Genomic DNA, 18,372 nt, shown 5'->3' with positions numbered 1-18,372 from the left:
AATCTTGTAGTGAAATCTTCAGTTACTGCATATTTATGAGGCAGTACATTAAATCGTAGCGGCAATAGTGCGCCTCGACAAGATATTTCTACACTGGAACATTACAATCCGGCGGGGATGCCACAGTCTGATATTCCCGTGTTAATACCCCTTGTCATGCATGCCACACACTGCTTGTGGATGAGTCCGCGCCACCATGGAAGGGGGTGCCTTATAATGAGGCGGATCAATTTTGCGAGTCAGCATGAAATCTTCCCAAACGACGAATTCCCCGGCACCGAAGAAATACAGTCCGAAGCGCCTGGTCCTGATGGCTTTTGCCGCGCTGGCCGGGCTCGCCCTGACCGGCGTGCTGGTGGTCGTGTTCGCGCTGGCCATGGCCTACCCGAACCTGCCGGCCCTCGACACCATCACCGACTACCGGCCCAAGATGCCGCTGCGGATTTTTACCGCCGATAACGTCCTCATCGGCGAGTTCGGCGAGGAGCGCCGCACCCTGGTGCGTTTCAAGGAAATCCCGGACGTCATGAAAAAGGCGGTGCTCTCGATCGAGGACGACCGTTTCTACCAGCACGGCGGCGTCGACTACATGGGCGTGCTGCGCGCAGCCCTGCACAATGCCGCAGGCAGCGGCGCGCGCCAGGGCGCCTCGACGATCACGCAGCAGGTCGCGCGCAACTTCTTCCTGTCGTCCGAGCAGACCCTGAAACGCAAGGCCTACGAGGCCCTGCTGGCGTGGAAAATCGAAAAGAACCTGACCAAGGACCAGATCCTCGAGGTCTACATGAACCAGATCTACCTGGGCCAGCGCGCCTTCGGCTTCCAGTCGGCGGCCCAGATCTATTTCGGCAAGGACCTGCGCGACATCAGCGTCGCCGAAGCGGCCATGCTGGCCGGCCTGCCGAAAGCGCCGTCGGCCTACAACCCGGTGGTCAACCCGACCCGCGCCCGCACCCGCCAGCAGTACATCCTGCAGCGCATGCATTCGCTCGGCTACATCACGGATGCGCAGTTCGAGACGGCGAAAAACGAAGAACTGAAAGTCAAGTCCGACAGCACCGCCTTCGGCGTACACGCCGAATACGTGGCCGAGATGGCGCGCCAGCTGGTGTATGAACAATTTAAAGAGGACACGTATACGCGCGGCCTGAACGTGTTCACCACGATCACCAAGGCCGACCAGGACGCGGCCTACCTCGCCCTGCGCCGCGGCGTGATGGACTACGAGCGCCGGCACCCCTACCGCGGCCCGGAATCGTATATCGAGATCCCGACCGACAAGACCGAAGCCGACGAGGCGATCGAAGCGGAACTGGCCGAGAAGCCCGACAGCGACGACATCGTGGCCGCCGTCGTGCTGACGGCCTCGCCGTCGAGTGTGAGCGCCGTGCTGGCCTCGGGCGAGGAAATCAAGATCACCGGCCCCGGCCTGTCCTTCGCGTCGAGCTGGCTGTCGGCGAAGGCGGCGCCGAACCGCCGCATCCGCCGCGGCGCGCTGATCCGCGTCACGCAGGACGGTGGCGACGGCTGGAAGATCACGCAGATGCCGGAAGTCGAATCGGCCTTCGTTGCGGCCAACACCGAGGACGGCGCGATCCGCGCCCTGGTCGGCGGCTTCGACTACAACCGCAACAAATTCAATCACGTCACGCAGGCCTGGCGCCAGCCGGGGTCCTCGTTCAAGCCGTTCATCTATTCCGCTTCCCTGGAACGCGGCCTGTCGCCATCGACCCTGATCAACGACGCGCCGATCTCCTTCGACGCCGGCCAGACCGGCGGCCAGGCCTGGGAGCCAAAGAACTACGACGCGAAATACGAAGGTCCGATGACGATGCGGCGCGGCCTGACCAAGTCGAAAAACATGATCTCGATCCGCATCCTGAACCGCATCGGCGCGCGCTACGGCCAGGAATACGCGACCCGCTTCGGCTTCGATCCGGAAAAGAACCCGCCGTATTTGACGCTGGCCCTGGGCGCCGGCGCCACCACGCCGCTGCAGATGGCCGGCGCGTATGCCGTCTTCGCCAACGGCGGCTACCGCGTCAGCCCCTACCTGATCTCGAAGGTGACCGACAGCGCCGGTAAAGTGCTGTCCGAAGCGCGTCCCGAGCGCGCCGGCACGGAAGCGAACCGCGTGATCGACGCGCGCAACGCCTTCCTGATGGACAGCATGCTCAAGGACGTGGCGCGCTACGGCACCGCGGCCAAGGCGCAGGCGACGCTGAAACGCACCGACATCGCGGGTAAAACCGGCACCACCAACGACTCGATCGACGCCTGGTTTGCCGGCTACCAGCCGAAGGTGGTCGGGATTGCCTGGATGGGCTACGACCAGCCGAAGAACCTGGGCAACAAGGAAACCGGCGGCGGCCTGGCATTACCGATCTGGATCGGCTACATGCAGACGGCCCTGAAATCGGTGCCGGTCGAGGAACGCGCGGTGCCGCCGGGGCTGATCATGGCCAATGGCGAGTACTACTATGCCGAGAACCCGCCGGGAACGGGCGTGCAGTCGCTCGACGTGGGAACGACGCCGGCACCGGCGCAGCAGAAGGCGCAGGACGCGGTCAAGAACGAGTTGTTTTAATAGTCGACGCCGAGTCGTGCGTAACGCGTGAGCTCGGGGAGCCCACCCTACGGTGCACCACCAACCGTAGCAAATTCATGGAACGGTGGCGTAACGCAGGGTGGGCTCTTGAGCCCACGCGTTACGTGCGCATCATTTCATCCCACCTTCACCGGCGCCCCGCCCTGCTGCGTGGCCACATCCGACAAGGCCGCAAAAAACTCCGAATCGTCGCGCGTATTGCGCCACTCGTCGCCCACGCGCTTGTAGTGGTAGCCGCCGGCGCGCGCCGCCATCCACATCTCCTGCAGCGGCGCCTGGCTGTTGACGATGATCTTCGAGCCGTTGGCGATGAACTCGATCTCGAGCACGTTGCCGTTGCGCTTGCACTCGACGTCGACCACGTCCTGATCGTTGAGGTTGTCGAAACAGGTCTCGATGCGGTTCAGCGTCGAATCGGCCAGGTCCAAAAATTCGGATTCGGTCATGCTACACTCCAAGGTCTTGATTAAACCGTGATTCTAATCGTGAAGTCACCTTACGCGCTTTCCATCGCCGCCGCGCTGACCGTTGCCGCGCTCGCCGGCTGCGGCCAGACCGGTCCGTTATACATGCCGAAACCGCCTGCCAAGCCTGCCGCGGCGCCAGCCAAACCGGTGACGCCCATTGTCGCGCCGACCACCGACGCCGCGCCGGCCCAGACTTTGACTCCAACTCCCGCCCCCGTCCAATAAGAACTTCATGTCGCACTTTTCGTACCGAGACGGCGTCCTGCACGCCGAGAGCACCCCTTTGTCCCGCGTTGCCGAAGAGTTCGGAACGCCTACTTATGTCTATTCGAAAGCGGCGCTGCTGCAGAATTTCGCAGCGTACGCCGACGCCTGCCAGGGCCGCGACGCCCTGGTCTGCTATGCGATGAAGGCCAATTCGAATCTCGCCATCCTCGACCTGCTGGCGCGCCAAGGCGCCGGCTTCGACATCGTCTCGGGCGGCGAACTGCTGCGCGTGATCGCGGCCGGCGGCGATCCAGATAAAGTGATCTTCTCGGGCGTGGGCAAGACCGAAGCTGAAATGCGCCTGGCGCTGGAAAAGGGCATCCTCTGCTTCAACGTCGAGTCGATCCCGGAACTGCACCGCCTGAACGAAGTCGCGGCCGGCATGGGCAAGCGCGCCCCGGTCTCGCTGCGGGTGAACCCGAACGTCGACGCCAAGACCCACCCCTATATCGCGACCGGCCTGAAGGCGAACAAGTTTGGCGTGGCTTTCGATGACGCGCTGGCCACCTACCGCGCCGCCGCGTCTCTCCCCAACCTGGACGTGGTCGGCATCGACTGCCACATCGGTTCGCAGCTGCTGGACGACGCGCCGCTGCTGGAAGCGCTCGATAAACTGATCGAACTGATCGACACGCTCGACGCCGAGGGCATCCACATCCACCACCTCGACATCGGCGGCGGCGTCGGCGTCGATTACGGTGCGCCCGGCGACAAGCCGCCGGTGCCGGTGGGCGACTACCTGGGACGCCTGTTCGCGCGCATCGACGCCTGGCGCGCGGCGCGCCACGACGGCCGTGCCGTCAAGGTCATTTTTGAGCCGGGCCGTTCGATCGTCGCCAACACCGGCGTGCTGGTCACCAAAGTCGAGTTCCTGAAACCCGGCGCGGAAAAGAATTTCGCCATCATCGACGCCGCCATGAACGACATGATGCGCCCGACGCTCTACGGCGCCTGGATGGACATGAAGCCGGTCGTGCCGCGCGAGGGTGCGGCCACCGCCGTGTACGACATCGTCGGCCCGGTCTGCGAATCGGGAGACTGGCTGGCGAAAGAGCGCGAACTGGCCGTCGAGCCGGGCGATCTGCTGGCGATGATGAGCGCAGGCGCCTACGGCATGACGATGGCGTCGAACTACAACACGCGCGGCCGCGCGGCCGAAATCATGGTCGACGGCGAGCAGGTGCACGTGATTCGCCAGCGCGAGAACCCGGCCGACCTGTTTGCGCTGGAGTCGATGCTGAAGTAACTGCGCCGCCCTGGCGCTTGCGCACGTCAGAACGAAAAAACCGCGCCATCTTTCGAGGGCGCGGTTTTTTTTACGCTTGGTGCTTAGTTACTCAGCAAGACCTGGGCAATGACGCCGGTCGCGATGGCGGCCAGTACGTAGTCGTTGCCGGCACGGACCCAGTGATGGCCCCGCGGTGGCGCGCTCAGGTGGCGGGCGCGCCAGTCGCTGACGACGTAGCGGTTGTCGCGGTATTCCTGGCTCAGGCGCTGGCCGCGGCGCAGGTCGTGACGGGGGCCGCCGCCGCGCTTGTCGTCGCGGTGATACTGGCGGGCGTCGTCGCGGCGGTCGTTATCGTAGCGCCCGTTGTCGTGACGGTCGTTATTTTGCTGATAGGAATGGTCGTTGTGATCGTTGCGATCGCTGCCATGGTCATTGCGTTGCGCGAAAGCGCTACCGCTGGCGGCCATGCTCAGGGCGATCAGTGCTGATGCGATCAATTTGGTTTTCATTGTGCTTCCTCTCGATGTGGCAGTGGGACTGCAGTGAGACCATTACACGCCTGAACGGCCCCAACAGGTTACGCACACCTGTAAGGAAGGCTACGAAATGTTTCAGAACGTAAATACAGAATGCTCATCAGGCGCGCACCGCCGCGCGCGTCTTGACCCGGCTCCAGTAGACGCGCATCCCCAGCAAGACGAACACGATCGTCGCGAACAGCGCCGGCTGCGCCAGGTTGTTCTTGGCCGCCTTCATCCACCAGAAGTGGAGCACGGCCAATGGCGCGATCACGTAGATCAGGCGGTGCAGCCATTGCCAGCGCTTGCCGCCCAGTCTCCTGATCATGGCGTTGGTGCTGGTCGCCGCGAGCGGGATCAGCAGCACGAACGCGGTGAAGCCGACGAGAATGAATGGCCGCTTGCCGACGTCGCGCAGCATCGCCGCGACATCGAAGAAATGGTCGAACCAGAAGAAGGCCATGAAATGCAGGAAGGCGTAGAAAAAGGTGAACAGCCCGAACATACGCCGCAGTTTCAGCAGCCAGTTCCAGCCCGACAGGCGGCGCACGGGCGTCACCGCCAGCGTCATGCAGAGCAGATATAAAGCCCAGTCGCCGGTCTCGTGGGTGATGAAGGCGAGCGGATCGACGGGTACCTGGCGCAACACGAGCCAGGCCACCCGCAAGAACGGCAGCAAAGCCGCGACGAAGACGATGCCCTTGATGGTCGACAGCTGTTTTGGTGCGGGATTGAACGCCATCGCTCAGAAGAATTTTTTCAGGTCCATGCCGGCGTACATGGAGGCGACTTCCGGGTAGCCGTTGAACATCAGGGTCTCGCGCTTCTTCTTGAAAAAGCCGTCTTCGCCGATGCGGCGCTCGCTCGCCTGCGACCAGCGCGGGTGATCGACCTTCGGGTTCACGTTCGAGTAAAAGCCGTATTCGGAAGGGGCGGACACGTTCCAGGCCGTCTTCGGCTGGTCGCGCGTAAACCGGATGCGCACGATCGACTTGGCCGATTTGAAACCATACTTCCAGGGCACGACGACGCGCACTGGCGCCCCGTTCTGGTTCGGCAGCACCTGGCCGTACATGCCGACGGTCAGCAGCGCCAGCGGGTGCATGGCCTCGTCCAGTCGCAGGCCCTCGACATAGGGCCAGTCGAGCACGCCGCTGCGCAGGCCCGGCATCTGCTTCGGGTCGGCCAGGGTCGTGAATTCGACATATTTCGCGTTGCCGGTCGGCTCGACATGCTTGATGAGATTGGACAGCGAATAGCCGACCCAGGGGATCACCATCGACCAGCCTTCGACGCAGCGCAGCCGGTAGACGCGCTCTTCCAGCGGAGCGAGCTTGACCAGGCTGTCGATGTCGAGGCGCATCGGCTTTTTCACTTCGCCTTCGATGGAGACGGTCCAGGGACGCGGACGCAGCGTGTGCGCGTTCTCGGCCGGGTCGCCCTTATCCAGGCCGAACTCATAGTAATTGTTGTAGTTGGTCGCGTCCTTGAAGGCCGTACGCGGCTCGGTGGTCGAGAACGTGGGATTGGCCTTCGCGGCGAGCTTCTGCGCTGCCGGTGCTTGGGCAAAGGCTTCGCGGTTCGCCATCTCCCACAAGGCGCTGCCGGCGGCGGCGCCGACCGCCATGCGGGCGATGAACTTGCGCCGCTCTTCATAGACCTCGCGCGGCGTGATTTCAGAAGAGAGCGGCGGATTCGCACCGTCGCGGCTTGATTTGATGAGCATCGCTAACTCCAGGCAATTGAATCTTCACGATACACGATTTCGTCAAATTGCCTTGCCTGGTTGCGAACTTTTACAGTTCCCCGTAAGAATGCAGACCCGAGAGGAACATGTTGACGCCGAGGAAGGCAAACGTCGTCACCAGCAGGCCGACCACGGACCACCAGGCCGCCACGCGTCCGCGCAGGCCGCTCATCAAGCGCATGTGCAGCCAGGCCGCGTAGTTCAGCCAGACGATCAGTGCCCAGGTCTCTTTCGGATCCCAGGACCAGTAGCCGCCCCAGGCCTCGGCGGCCCACAGCGCGCCCAGAATCGTGGCGACCGTGAAGAAGGCGAAGCCGACCGAAATCGCCTTGTACATGACGTCGTCGAGCACCTCGAGGCTGGGCAAGCGGTCGGCCAGGATGCCATGCGATTTCAGCAAATACGCAGTGCCGACCATCGCCGCCAGGGCAAAGGTGCCGTAGCCGATGAAGTTGGCTGGCACGTGGATCTTCATCCACCAGCTCTGCAGGGCCGGCACCAGCGGCTGAATCGCGGCGGCGTCGCGCGAGACCGTGTACCAGAGGAGGAAGGCGACGGCGGCGCCGATCACCAGCAGGACAAAGGCGCCCAGTTGGCGCGTCGCGTAGCGCTCCTCGTAATACAGGTAAAACAGCGCCGTGATCATCGCGAACAGGATGAAGACCTCGTACAGGTTCGACACCGGGATATGGCCGACGTCGGCGCCGATCAGGTAACTTTCGAACCAGCGCACCATCATGCCCGTAAAGCCGAGCACGACCGCCGCCCAGCACAGGCGCGAGCCGATCGCCGCGCCAAACGGAGAACGGGCCAGCAGGCCGATCCAGTAGAACACCGTCGAGAATGCGAACATCGCGCTCATCCACAGGATGGCCGACTGGCTCGACAGCATGTATTTGAGGAAGAATTTTTGATCGGCATTCGCGAGCGAACCGCCGTACAGCGAAATCGCCCACAGCGCCAGCACGGCAACCAGCGGGATCAGCCAGCGCACCGGTTTCCAATGCCAGCCGAGGGCGGCAAAGGTGGGCGCGGCCAGCAGCAGGATCGCGCGCTCATAGACGTCCATGTAGCCGGCGTAGCGGTTCAGGGCGAACAGCACGGCCGCGAGCAGGCCGGCGCCGAACAGCCAGTCGACGGTGCTCAGGCTGCGGAAATAGCCGGGCGCTTCCTTGTAGACGACGCCAGGGTTCTTTTGAAATGCTTCCATGTTTGTCTCCAGTGCCTGTATTGAACTCGGCAACGCTGCCAGCTTACGCCGATTGCGGCAGCTTGGCTGCCAGCTCGGCGAACTCTTTTTCGAAATCCAGTGTCTTGCGCTGGGTGCTCATCGCCATCAGGGCATGGGCGCCATTATCGTTCTTCCGCACCCAGATCCACAGGCGCCGCTCGCGAATATAGAACATCGAGAAGATACCCGCGATCAGCAGCACGCAGCCGAGATATACGACCTTCTTGCCGGGCGAACGCGTCACCTGCAGCACGGAGGCCTTCACCTCGTGAAACTCGTCGAGCTGCAGGTAGACCGGGGCGCCGTAGAAGAAACTGTCCGATAAAGCATTCGTCGCCAGCTGCAGGAAGCGCGCGTGGGTATCGTTGCCTTCGATCGGAGGGAGTCCCTCATGCGCGCGCGCGGCCTGCCACAGTTCCCACAGCACGCCGTTGAGCATCTTGATGAAGACGGCGGCCGCCTTTTCCTGCTCCGCTGCCGGAATCTTTTCCAGGAACTGCGCCACGGCGACGAAGCCGCCCGGCGTGCCCTCGCCGGCGAACATGCCCAGCGTGCGCTCGGCCGATTCGCGCAGCTGGCCGGCGAAGGCGTCGCCGCCCTTCTGCCCCTGCGCCATGGTGCGCGCGGCATAGCGGCGTGCCGCTTCAAGCCGCAAGGCCGGGTCGGCCAGCGCCGCGCGCAGGCGCATCCATTCGCGCACGCTGTAAGCGTCGTCGGCCGGGATGCGCAGGAAGCGGAAGGCCTCGGACGGACTGGAGCGCACGCCGGCCAGATACACCTGGGAACCCTCGAGCGTTACCGGCTGCATGTAGTTCAGGAATTCCTTTGCTTGCCCGGTCTGGTCGCGCAGCTTGTATTGCACGCTGGGGCCGACATTTTTGAGATCCTTGTTGCCGGCATGCTTGCCGGCCGAACCGGAGGCTTTTCCAAGGGTCGCCGCGAATTGCTCGTTGAGCGTCTGGCCCTTGGCCACGGCGCGTACGTCATTGCCCGCGGTGTTCTCGACGTTGAAAGGACGGAAGCCCGACCACTCGACGGAATAAGTGCTGCCAGCCGCTTTCAGTTCCGTTGCGCCGTTCACCTCGCCGGCGATCGGGAAAGCCCTGGCATCGGCGCCCGCCATCGGGAAGCCGGTCAGTTTCAGGCGGCTGCCGCCATCCTCGAAGCTCGACTGGTAGACGGCGACGCCCTTGTAGATCAGCGGCTCGTTGACTTTAATGGTCGCCGGGAAGGTTTTACCGAGCTCGCGGTCGTGCACGAGGACATCGCTGGCGAACAGCTTCGGCATGCCGGTCGAGTAGAACTCGATGTGGAATTTTTTCAGCTGCAGGTCGAACGGCAGTTCCTGCAGCAGCGAGCCGCTCGGCTGGGCGATGGTGGCGACGCGCCCGGTCTGCCCTTCCGCCAGCAGGATATTGCCTCGATACGTAGGGTTGTTCACACTGAGGCGGTGCTGGGCCGGCACGTCGGCGATCAGGCCGCCGCCGGTGTAGGGCGTTTTGCCGAGGAACCATTGCTGCAAACGGATGGGCAGCTCGGAATCGAGCATGCCGCCCAGCAGGATCACGATGATGGCCGTGTGCGCGAAGATATAGCCGAACTTGTTGCCGGCGCCCTTCTTCGCCGCCACCAGCGTCCCGTGTTCCTTCTCGACGATTTTTACTTTATAGCCGGCATGGCCCAGGCGCAGCGCGCTTTGTTCGGCCAGCGCGGACGCATCCAGCGGCGTGGTCCATTCGTACTTGTGGTGGAAATTGCGCAGCGATTCTTCGCGCACCGACTCGCGCCAGCTGCGCATGTCGCGCATCATCTTCGGCGCATTGCGGATCAGGCACAGGCTGGTCGAGACGATCAGCACCATCAGGATGAGCAGGAACCACCAGCTGGTGTAGACGGTGTACAGGCCGAGTTTGGCGAACACTTCGTACCAGAAGGGGCCGAACTGGTTCACGTAGTTCGGCATGATGTCGCCCTGGCGCAGCACGGTGCCGATGATGGCGGCGATCGCGAGGATCACCAGCAGGCTGATGGCAAAGCGCATCGACGACACCAGCTCGACGGTCTCGGCGAGCCAGGAGCGGCGCGTTTTCAGTTCAATTCCGGTGGTGCTCATGGTTCTACGACTTTCTCGTGCAGCTAGTTTGCAGCAAAAAGGGCGCCAGCTTGCGCTGCCGCCCCTTTATTACTTCAGCATACGTTGATTAACTTAACGCAGGCCGGCGATATAATCCGCGACTGCCTTCATTTCGGCGTCCGACAGGCGCTGTGCCAGCGTCGTCATCTGCGGGCTGTTGGTACGCGCGCCGGTGCGGAAATTGACCAGCTGGGCGACCGTGTAGTCTTGCTGCTGCCCGGCCAGGCGCGGATACTGTACCGGAATGCCGGCGCCGGCGGCGCCATGGCAGCTGGCGCAGGCGGCGACGCCCTTCTCGGCGATGCCGCCGCGATAGATCTTGCGGCCCAGTTCGATGGTGTCCTTGTTCTTCGCTGCGCCCTGCTTGGTCTTCTGCATGGCGAGGTAGGCGGCGACGTTGCGCTTTTCCTCGTCGGTGAGCATCTTGGCGTAGGTGGTCATGACCGGATTCACGCGCTGCGGCGTGGTGAAGTCGACCAGCTGCTTGTGGGTGTAGGCTTCGATCTGGGACGACAGCTTCGGATTGACTGCGATGCTCGAGTTGCCGTTGGCGCCGTGGCAGGACAGGCAGGCCGGCAGGCCGCGCGCGGTGTCGCCGCTTTCGTACAGGGTGGCGCCCTTGGCGGCGTCGGGTTTGGCGGGGTGCTGCGCTTCGGCGGCGCCAGCGATGCTGCCGAGAGCCAGGGTTGCAACCAACAACGATTTCACGAACACCGCGTTAGCGGACGATACAGACACACGATTCATTCGAGCACCCTGAAAAAGTCGACAACAGATTTATTGTAATTACAGCGGCCTGACCGGCGTCCCTGAAAGGGCAGCCCATACAATTGATAACCCCTTATTGTACAATAGCTTTGTTTCCCCATTGCTTCATTTCATTGCCTTTTTCACCTCTTCCCCATGTCCAAACTCTGGCAAGCCCGCTTCTTCACGACCGTCAATCAATTGCGCGATCTCCCCAACACCGTGGTGCCGGAGATCGCCTTTGCCGGCCGTTCCAACGCGGGCAAGTCGACCGCGATTAATATCCTGACGAACCAGAAGGGTCTGGCTTTCGCCTCGAAGACCCCTGGCCGCACGCAGCACATCAATTATTTCTCGATCGGCGGCGCCCACGTCGCCCAGCACCGCAAGGACCCGACCATCGTCGAGGAAATCCGCGCCCTGCTGGTCGACTTGCCGGGTTATGGCTACGCGGAAGTATCGGGCAATGCCAAACTGCACTGGCAAAAGCTGCTGGGCGATTACGTGCAGCGCCGCGAGCAACTGGCCGCGCTGGTCCTGATCATGGATTCGCGCCGCCCGTTTACGGACCTGGACACGCAAATGCTGGAATGGTTCGCCCCGACCGGCAAACCGATCCACTGCATCCTCACCAAGGCCGACAAGCTGAACCGCAACGAGCAGGCCAACGCGCTGCGCGAAGCGAAAGGCGTGCTGGAAAGCTATGTCGACGAAGACGGCGAAGGCTTCCCGTTCACCGTGCAATTGTTCTCGGCGTTGAAACGGATCGGCATCGAGGAAGCGGACGCCAAGATCCAGTCCCTGATCGGCCTGGACGTCGAAGAAGAGGACGACATCGACGACGCGCAAGACGGCGGCAGCGACGAAGGCAAGGCCCCCGACCAACCCTGAAGAAAGCGATCACGATGAGCTCCATCATTACCGGCCAGTACCCCGCCACCCGCATGCGCCGCATGCGCCGCGACCCGTTCTCGCGCGCCATGATGCGCGAAAACACCGTCACCGCGTCCGACCTGATCTATCCGGTCTTCATCCTCGACGGCGAGAACCAGCGCCAGCAGGTGGCCTCGATGCCGGGCGTGGAGCGTTTATCCGTGGACTTGCTGATGGGGGTGGCCGAGGAATGCGTGGCACTCGGCATTCCGGTACTGGCGCTGTTCCCGGTGATCGATGCCTCTCTTAAAACCTATGACGGCGTGGAAGCGACCAATCCCGACGGCCTGGTGCCGCGCGCGGTAAGAAAGCTCAAGCAACAGTTCCCGCAGCTGGGCATCCTGACCGACGTCGCGCTCGACCCGTACACGACCCACGGCCAGGACGGCCTGCCGGACGAGACCGGCTACATCGTCAACGAGAAAACCATCGAGATGCTGACGCGCCAGGCCCTGGCCCAGGCCGAGGCCGGCGTCGACATCGTCGCGCCTTCGGACATGATGGACGGCCGCATGGGCGTGATCCGCAATGCCCTGGAAGAAAAAGGTTTTATTCACACCCGCCTGATGGCCTACTCGGCCAAGTATGCGTCGGCCTTCTACGGCCCCTTCCGCGACGCCGTCGGCTCGGCCGCGAATCTCGGCAAGGCGGATAAAAACACCTACCAGATGGACCCGGCCAATACCGACGAAGCCCTGCGCGAAGTGGCGCTGGACCTGGCCGAAGGCGCCGACATGGTGATGGTCAAGCCGGGCATGCCCTACCTCGACGTGGTGCGGCGTGTCAAAGACGAGTTCAAGGTGCCGACCTTCGCCTACCAGGTCAGCGGCGAATACGCGATGATCAAGGCGGCCGCGCAGAACGGCTGGCTCGATCACGACAAGGTCATGATGGAATCGATGATGGCCTTTAAACGCGCGGGAGCGGATGGGGTGCTGACCTATTTCGCGCTGGACGTGGCGCGCAAGCTCAAGGCCGGCGGATAAACGTTTCGTCGCCAAACAAAAAAACCGTGCCGAGGCACGGTTTTTTTTATTGAGCGGGACTCACCGCACCGGCGGCTTGTACTCCGGGAACATCTCCTTCATCAGGAAGGCCTGCAACTGTTCCGTATCCTTCACCCGCGCGCTCATCGTGATCACCTTGCCGAGGCGGTGCGAATCCCATTCGAAATCGCCCGTCTTTTCGCGCCGGATCAGTTCGATCATCTTCTTGACGACCGCCGTCTCCACATCCGGCTCGCTGCCCTGCTCCACCGTCACCGAGGTCAGCCAGCGCCGTTTGAAACTCGGGTTCCAGCCACGGAATTTCAGGTCCATGCTGTGGAAGGTTTTATTCGAGATCGAGAACACGCCGCCGCTCTCGTTGGCGTCGTCGCGCCCGCGGTTGTTGACCGCCGCGATGTTCGCCAGCGCATTGCGGCTGCCGCGCGCGGCTTCGCTTTCTTCCGTGGACGTGCTGGGGTCGGTGGCGCCCCTGGCCTGGCGGCGCTTGGCGATGTATTCCGTCATGTCCATCTCGGGCGCAACTTCCTCGCGCTTCGGCTCTGGCGGCGGCTGCACCTTGGCCACTTCGACCGGTTTTTCATTCGGCAAGGTAATGGTGTTCGGCAGACGCTGGACCGGCGGCGTCGTGGGACGCGGGCGCGGGGTGCTCTTGGTGGGTTTGCGCGCGGCCGATTTTTGCGGCGGCGGCTGGGCCGGCTTCGCCAACGGCGCGACATAGACGACTTCGCCGCCATCGGGCGGACGGGCCTTCTTTTCTTTCTTTTGCGGCTGGTAAAAATACAGCGCGACCAGCAGCAGGTGCAGCAAGACCGTGAGTATCAGACCGGTGCGATTGGCGCGGCGCTCGCCATATTGCGGCACGGTGCGGCCAGGCAGGGGCTGGCCGCAATGGTCGCATACATCGCCGTGCTCTACGCAAATATGGGATTGGTCACGCAAAATCGATAGCACTTTCCGGATAGCCAAATAACGCGACACGCGGCCGCGTGCGAAGTCTACCCCGTTTGGATCGACTTCGCACGGCCGCATTCCACGTTACAGCTTATACAACTGTGGTCCTGACGGTTGTTACAGGATGTTTCAGCCGACCCGTACGCGTGGGTGTTTCACCGGTTCGTGCTGCGTGTGGCCGGCCTCGGACTCGGCTTCCGCCGCGGCGACGTCGTCGTCCGTCATCGGGCCGGAGCCGCTGTACTTGTCGAGGTACAGGTAGATGACCGGCGTGATGTAGAGCGTGATCACCTGCGAGAAGATCAGGCCGCCCACCACGGCGAGACCCAGGGGCTGGCGCAATTCCGCGCCGGCACCGATGCCCAGCGCGATCGGCAGCGCGCCCATCATTGCGGCGAGCGTCGTCATCAGGATCGGACGGAAACGCAGGACGCAGGCCTCGCGGATCGCCTCGTCCGGCGTCATGCCGGCATTCCTCTGGGCGTCGAGGGCGAAGTCGATCATCATGATCGCGTTCTTTTTCACGATACCGATCAGCATCAGGATGCCGATCATCGCGATCAGGGTCAGGTCCATATTGAAAATCCACAGCGTCAGCAAGGCGCCGACCGCCGCCGACGGCAGGCCGGCCAGAATCGTCAACGGGTGGATATAGCTCTCGTACAGCACGCCGAGCAGCACGTAAATGACGCCGATGGCCGTGATGATCAGGATCAGCTGGCTCGACTGGGTGTCCTGGAACACGGCCGCATCGCCGCCGTACTGGGTGATGACCGAAGCCGGCAGCTTCATGTCGCGGCCCATCTGGTCGATCGCCGCGGTGGCGTCGCCCAGCGGCACGCCCGGCGCCAGGTTGAATGCCAGCGTGATCGCCTGCAATTGTCCCTGGTGGTTGATCGCGATCGGGCCGACCGTGCGCCGCACGCTCGCAAAGCTCGACAGTTTCACGAGCGCGCCCGATTTCGAGCGCACCGACACTTTTGACAGGGCGTCGTCGTAATAGCGGTCGGCCTCGGCCGCTTCCAGGATCACGTAATAGCTGGCCGCGCTGGAATAAATGGTTGAGACCTGGCGCTCGCCGAAGGTGGCGTACAGCACGGTGCGCACGTCGGCCATCTGGACGCCGAGCAGCGCCGCCTTGTCGCGGTCGATGTCGAGCGTGGCTTGCAGGCCGCGGTTCTGCGAGTCGCTGGTGACGTCGCGGAAAATCGGGTTGGCCCGCATGCGCTCGAGGAACTGGTCGGCCCAGCCGCCGATTTCTCCGCCCGACACGCTTTGCAGCGAGTACTGGTAGCGGCTTTTACTTGGACGGCCGCCCAGCTGCAGGTTCTGCACCGGGGCCATGTAGACCTGGACGCCGGCGATGTTGCGCGTGGCCTTGCGCAGTTCATCAAGGACCGCGGGCATTGCAGGACGCTCTGCCCGCGGCACCAGCACCAGGAACATGCGGCCGCTGTTGCCGCCGCCGGTAAACGAGGTCACGCTCTGCACGTTCTTGTTTGCGCGCATCACGTCGACCACCTTGCCCTGCAGTTCCAGCAGCCTGCTTGATGAGGTGTCTTCCGCCGTTTCGACGGTCACGCGCAATTGCCCCAGGTCTTCCTCTGGGAAGAAGCCTTTTGGCATGGTCGAATACAGGAAGATGGTCAGCACCAGGGTGCCCAGCGCCAGCATCAGCACCAGGAAACGGTGCCGCAGCGCGCGGTCCAGGCTGCGCGCATACCCATTGCGCACGCTCGTGAACAGGGCCTCGAAACGGCGGCCGACCCAGGACATCTCATGCGGCTCGACGTGGCCGCCGCCTTTTAAAAGGCGCGAGCACAGCATCGGCACCAGGGTCAGCGACACGGCTGCCGAGACCAGCACGGCGAGGCCGACGATGACGGCGAACTCACGGAACAGCAGGCCGATCACGCCCGGCATGAAGAAGATGGGGATAAACACGGCGACCAGCGAGATCGAGATCGAGATAATGGTAAAACCCATCTCGCGCGAACCGACCAGGGCCGCGTGGAAGGGTTTTTTACCGAGCTCCATGTGGCGCACGATGTTTTCCAGCACCACGATGGCGTCGTCGACCACCAGGCCGACTGCCAGCGTAATGCCCAGCAGCGAGATGTTGTCGAGGCTATAGCCGAGCGCATACAACAGCGACAGCGCGCCCAGCAGAGAGATGGGGACGGTGACCGCCGGAATCAGGGTTGCCGTGAGGCGGTGCAGGAACAGGAAGATCACCAGGATGACCAGCACGATGGTACCGGCCAGGGTCAGGTTGACGTCGTGGATCGCCTCCCTGATCGAGATCGAGCGGTCGTTGACCAGGTGGATCTTGATCGAGGCCGGCAGTTGCTGCTCGAATTTCGGCAGCAGCGCGCGCACGGCGTCGACCACCTGCACGGTATTCGCGTTCGGCTGGCGCTGCACCATGAGCACGATGGAACGTTCGCCGTTCAGGCTGCCGGCCGCCTTGACGGACTGGTAGCTGTCCTCGACTTGCGCGACATCCTGCAGGCGCACCGGCATGCCGTCGCGGGTGGCGATGATCAATTTCGCGAAATCGGCCGCCTTCATCAGCTGGGCGCCGCCCTGGATGGTCAGCGTTTGCGCCGGGCCGTCGAGCACGCCCAGCGGCGCATTCGAGTTGGCGGCACGCAGCGCGGTCGCCAGTTCATCCATCGAAATATTTCTCGCGTTCATCAGGTCGGAACGGGCACGCACGCGCACGGCGAAACGCTTCTGGCCGTTCACGGTGACCTGGGCAATGCCCGGCAAGGTCGAGATCGCCGGCGAGATCATGTTCTCGGCGTAGTCGTTCAGCTCGGCCAGGCTCATCGACGGCGAGGTCATGTGCGCGAACAGGATCGGGGCGTCGGCCGGATTGACCTTGCGATAGGACGGCAGGTCCGTCATTTCCAGCGGCAACTGGCGTTGCGCGCCCAGCAGCGCCGCCTGGACGTCGACGGCGGCCTTGTCGACATCGATCTTGGTGTCGAATTCCAGGGTCAGCGAGGTGCTGCCCTGGGTGCTGGTCGAGGTGATCAGCTTGATGCCGGCGATCGTCGAGAATTGTTTTTCCAGCGGCAAGGCGACCGACGAGGCCATCGTCTCGGGGCTGGCGCCCGGCAGGTTGGCGTTGACGTTGATGACCGGCGTGTTATAGCTGGGCAGCGCCGCGACCGGAATGTGCATGTAGGCGAGGATGCCGACCAGCACCAGGCTGATCGACAGCAGCACGGCCATTACCGGCCGGCGGATACACAGTTCGGACAAATTCATGCCGCTTTATCCTTTCCTGCCGGCGCAGCTTGTTGCGTGCCTTGCTGCTTCGCTCCCGCGAGACGTACCTTGCCGCCCGGACGCAGGTTCTGCTTGCCTTCGGTAATGACCTGCTCGTCGCCGTTCAGGCCCGTCACCGCCGCATTCAAGCCGAACGCATGCTGGCGTGCAATCGGCACCTGGCGCGCGGTGCCATCCTTCTCGGCCACGTAGACGAAGGTGCCTTGCGCGTTGATGATAATCGCATTCTGCGGAATCACCACCGCGTCCTTTATCGTGCGCACGGTGACGCGCGTGTTGACGTATTGCCCCGGCCACAGCAGGCCGTCGCTGTTGCCGAACTGCGCTTTCACGCGGATGGTGCCGCTGGTCGGGTCGACCGTGTTGTCGACGAAACTCAGTTCGCCGGTCACCGGTTTCGCATCGGCGCCGGTGCTGGCTTCGACTGCCACCTTGCCCTGCTTCTGCGCGGCCAGCAGCGAACCGAGGCTCGATTCCGGCAGCGTAAACGCGACGTCGATCGGGTCGAGCTGGGTGACGGTGGTGAGCGAGGTAGCGGGTTGCACCAGGCTGCCCGGATAGACATTGATCGCGCCGACGCGGCCCGCCATCGGTGCGCGGATGCTCGTGTAGCTGGCGTTCACCTGGCTGGCGCGCACGGCGGCGCTGCTCGCGGCCAGGGCGGCTCTGGCGCCCTCGACCTGGCTCCTCAAGGTGTCGACGGCGCTTTGCGCCAGGAATTTCTGGGCTACCAGGTCCTGGCTGCGCTTGTACTGGCGCTCGAGGTCGGCCAGGCTGGCACGGCCGCGCGCCACTTCCGCTTCGGCCTGCGCCACGCTGGCGCGGTCGCTGCGGTCATCCAAGGAGAACATCAATTGACCGGCTTTCACGAACTGGCCTTCCTTGATGTGGACCTGCCGGATCGTGCTGGTCGTCTGCGGACGCAGGTCGACGGTGCGTTGCGGCGTCACGGTGCCGTTCGCGGCAACGTCCACGCCGACATCCTGGCGCTGCGGAGTGATCACGTTGACGGTGGTCGGCGGCTGCGCGCCGCCCTTTCCACCCGCGCCGCCGTGTGCGCTTTCGGCTTCGGCATGGGCGCCCCGGTTCATGTACCAGGCGCCGCCGGCACCAGCGGCCACGACAATGGCGATCACTGCGAGAGTATTCTTTTTCATTCAGGTCCCTTACCGCGCGTGCCGGCGGCTTTATCAGTCAATTAAATCGGTGCGATGAGATTAGTCAGTATGACACTGGC

General features: G+C 63.2%; 15 protein-coding genes. 5 read left to right on the top strand and 10 right to left on the bottom strand.

Annotated features, from left to right (window positions below; all coding sequences use genetic code 11):
• Positions 1-244 precede the first annotated feature (244 nt).
• Complete coding sequence (locus ACI48I_RS21445; protein ID WP_498575346.1) at positions 245-2,587, top strand: penicillin-binding protein 1A; 2,343 nt, start codon at positions 245-247, stop codon at positions 2,585-2,587.
• Positions 2,588-2,724: 137 nt separating this feature from the next.
• On the opposite strand, the gene cyaY is transcribed toward ACI48I_RS21445, so the two are convergent.
• Complete coding sequence (gene cyaY / locus ACI48I_RS21440; RefSeq protein ID WP_498575345.1) at positions 2,725-3,054, bottom strand: iron donor protein CyaY; 330 nt, start codon at positions 3,052-3,054, stop codon at positions 2,725-2,727.
• Between the two features lie 39 nt (positions 3,055-3,093).
• Between cyaY and lptM the strand changes: the two genes are divergently transcribed.
• Both lptM and lysA read left to right on the top strand, forming a co-directional pair.
• Positions 3,094-3,300, top strand: a complete 207-nt coding sequence (gene lptM / locus ACI48I_RS21435) for an LPS translocon maturation chaperone LptM (RefSeq protein WP_193687442.1) — start codon at positions 3,094-3,096, stop codon at positions 3,298-3,300.
• A 7-nt stretch (positions 3,301-3,307) separates the two neighbouring features.
• Positions 3,308-4,588 (top strand): diaminopimelate decarboxylase, encoded by a 1,281-nt coding sequence (gene lysA, locus ACI48I_RS21430; protein WP_498575344.1) that lies wholly within the window; start codon positions 3,308-3,310, stop codon positions 4,586-4,588.
• An 83-nt stretch (positions 4,589-4,671) separates the two neighbouring features.
• Here lysA and ACI48I_RS21425 read toward each other — a convergent pair whose 3' ends face one another.
• The 6 genes from ACI48I_RS21425 to ACI48I_RS21400 form a co-directional block, all read right to left on the bottom strand.
• Entirely contained in the window at positions 4,672-5,079 is a 408-nt protein-coding gene (locus tag ACI48I_RS21425) for an RcnB family protein (protein ID WP_498575343.1), read from the bottom strand.
• A 127-nt stretch (positions 5,080-5,206) separates the two neighbouring features.
• Positions 5,207-5,830: a protein-methionine-sulfoxide reductase heme-binding subunit MsrQ gene (gene msrQ / locus ACI48I_RS21420; RefSeq protein WP_498575342.1), complete on the bottom strand. Its 624-nt coding sequence runs from the start codon at positions 5,828-5,830 to the stop codon at positions 5,207-5,209.
• A 3-nt stretch (positions 5,831-5,833) separates the two neighbouring features.
• Complete coding sequence (gene msrP, locus ACI48I_RS21415) at positions 5,834-6,814, bottom strand: protein-methionine-sulfoxide reductase catalytic subunit MsrP (protein WP_498575341.1); 981 nt, start codon at positions 6,812-6,814, stop codon at positions 5,834-5,836.
• 70 nt (positions 6,815-6,884) lie between these two features.
• The gene (ccsB, locus tag ACI48I_RS21410; RefSeq protein ID WP_498575340.1) at positions 6,885-8,045 is read right to left on the bottom strand and encodes a c-type cytochrome biogenesis protein CcsB; all 1,161 of its coding nucleotides are present in this window, start codon (positions 8,043-8,045) and stop codon (positions 6,885-6,887) included.
• A gap of 43 nt (positions 8,046-8,088) precedes the next feature.
• On the bottom strand, positions 8,089-10,179 hold the full coding sequence (locus ACI48I_RS21405; protein WP_498575339.1) for a cytochrome c biogenesis protein ResB: 2,091 nt from the start codon (positions 10,177-10,179) through the stop codon (positions 8,089-8,091).
• Positions 10,180-10,272: 93 nt separating this feature from the next.
• Positions 10,273-10,947 carry a c-type cytochrome gene (locus ACI48I_RS21400; protein ID WP_193687448.1) on the bottom strand — a complete coding sequence of 225 codons (675 nt, stop codon included), beginning with the start codon at positions 10,945-10,947 and terminating at the stop codon, positions 10,273-10,275.
• A gap of 156 nt (positions 10,948-11,103) precedes the next feature.
• Between ACI48I_RS21400 and yihA the strand changes: the two genes are divergently transcribed.
• Together yihA and hemB are read left to right on the top strand one after the other, a co-directional pair.
• Positions 11,104-11,838: a ribosome biogenesis GTP-binding protein YihA/YsxC gene (gene yihA, locus ACI48I_RS21395; RefSeq protein WP_193687449.1), complete on the top strand. Its 735-nt coding sequence runs from the start codon at positions 11,104-11,106 to the stop codon at positions 11,836-11,838.
• Between the two features lie 14 nt (positions 11,839-11,852).
• A complete protein-coding gene (gene hemB / locus ACI48I_RS21390; protein WP_193687450.1) occupies positions 11,853-12,866 on the top strand; it encodes a porphobilinogen synthase in 1,014 nt (337 codons plus the stop codon).
• A gap of 60 nt (positions 12,867-12,926) precedes the next feature.
• Here hemB and ACI48I_RS21385 read toward each other — a convergent pair whose 3' ends face one another.
• The 3 genes from ACI48I_RS21385 to ACI48I_RS21375 form a co-directional block, all read right to left on the bottom strand.
• The gene (locus ACI48I_RS21385) at positions 12,927-13,826 is read right to left on the bottom strand and encodes a hypothetical protein (RefSeq protein ID WP_193687451.1); all 900 of its coding nucleotides are present in this window, start codon (positions 13,824-13,826) and stop codon (positions 12,927-12,929) included.
• A 141-nt stretch (positions 13,827-13,967) separates the two neighbouring features.
• Positions 13,968-17,114 (bottom strand): efflux RND transporter permease subunit, encoded by a 3,147-nt coding sequence (locus ACI48I_RS21380; RefSeq protein WP_498575338.1) that lies wholly within the window; start codon positions 17,112-17,114, stop codon positions 13,968-13,970.
• A complete protein-coding gene (locus tag ACI48I_RS21375; protein ID WP_498575337.1) occupies positions 17,111-18,292 on the bottom strand; it encodes an efflux RND transporter periplasmic adaptor subunit in 1,182 nt (393 codons plus the stop codon). The genes ACI48I_RS21380 and ACI48I_RS21375 overlap by 4 nt, the downstream gene beginning before the upstream one ends.
• Positions 18,293-18,372: the final 80 nt, after the last annotated feature.

It is taken from the genome of Massilia sp. LXY-5, from assembly GCF_059801075.1.
Note: the sequence above shows the minus strand (reverse complement) of the source record. Positions and strands in the feature narration are given on the sequence as shown.

Excerpts from the sequence above, each read along its gene's own strand:
- ACI48I_RS21375 (WP_498575337.1), bottom strand. The coding sequence starts at position 18,292 with ATGAAAAAGAATACTCTCGCAGTGATCGCCATTGTCGTGGCCGCTGGT.
- lysA (WP_498575344.1), top strand. The coding sequence starts at position 3,308 with ATGTCGCACTTTTCGTACCGAGACGGCGTCCTGCACGCCGAGAGCACC.
- ccsB (WP_498575340.1), bottom strand. The coding sequence starts at position 8,045 with ATGGAAGCATTTCAAAAGAACCCTGGCGTCGTCTACAAGGAAGCGCCC.
- hemB (WP_193687450.1), top strand. The coding sequence starts at position 11,853 with ATGAGCTCCATCATTACCGGCCAGTACCCCGCCACCCGCATGCGCCGC.
- yihA (WP_193687449.1), top strand. The coding sequence starts at position 11,104 with ATGTCCAAACTCTGGCAAGCCCGCTTCTTCACGACCGTCAATCAATTG.
- cyaY (WP_498575345.1), bottom strand. The coding sequence starts at position 3,054 with ATGACCGAATCCGAATTTTTGGACCTGGCCGATTCGACGCTGAACCGC.
- ACI48I_RS21405 (WP_498575339.1), bottom strand. The coding sequence starts at position 10,179 with ATGAGCACCACCGGAATTGAACTGAAAACGCGCCGCTCCTGGCTCGCC.
- ACI48I_RS21380 (WP_498575338.1), bottom strand. The coding sequence starts at position 17,114 with ATGAATTTGTCCGAACTGTGTATCCGCCGGCCGGTAATGGCCGTGCTG.
- ACI48I_RS21425 (WP_498575343.1), bottom strand. The coding sequence starts at position 5,079 with ATGAAAACCAAATTGATCGCATCAGCACTGATCGCCCTGAGCATGGCC.
- ACI48I_RS21400 (WP_193687448.1), bottom strand. The coding sequence starts at position 10,947 with ATGAATCGTGTGTCTGTATCGTCCGCTAACGCGGTGTTCGTGAAATCG.
- ACI48I_RS21445 (WP_498575346.1), top strand. The coding sequence starts at position 245 with ATGAAATCTTCCCAAACGACGAATTCCCCGGCACCGAAGAAATACAGT.
- msrQ (WP_498575342.1), bottom strand. The coding sequence starts at position 5,830 with ATGGCGTTCAATCCCGCACCAAAACAGCTGTCGACCATCAAGGGCATC.
- msrP (WP_498575341.1), bottom strand. The coding sequence starts at position 6,814 with ATGCTCATCAAATCAAGCCGCGACGGTGCGAATCCGCCGCTCTCTTCT.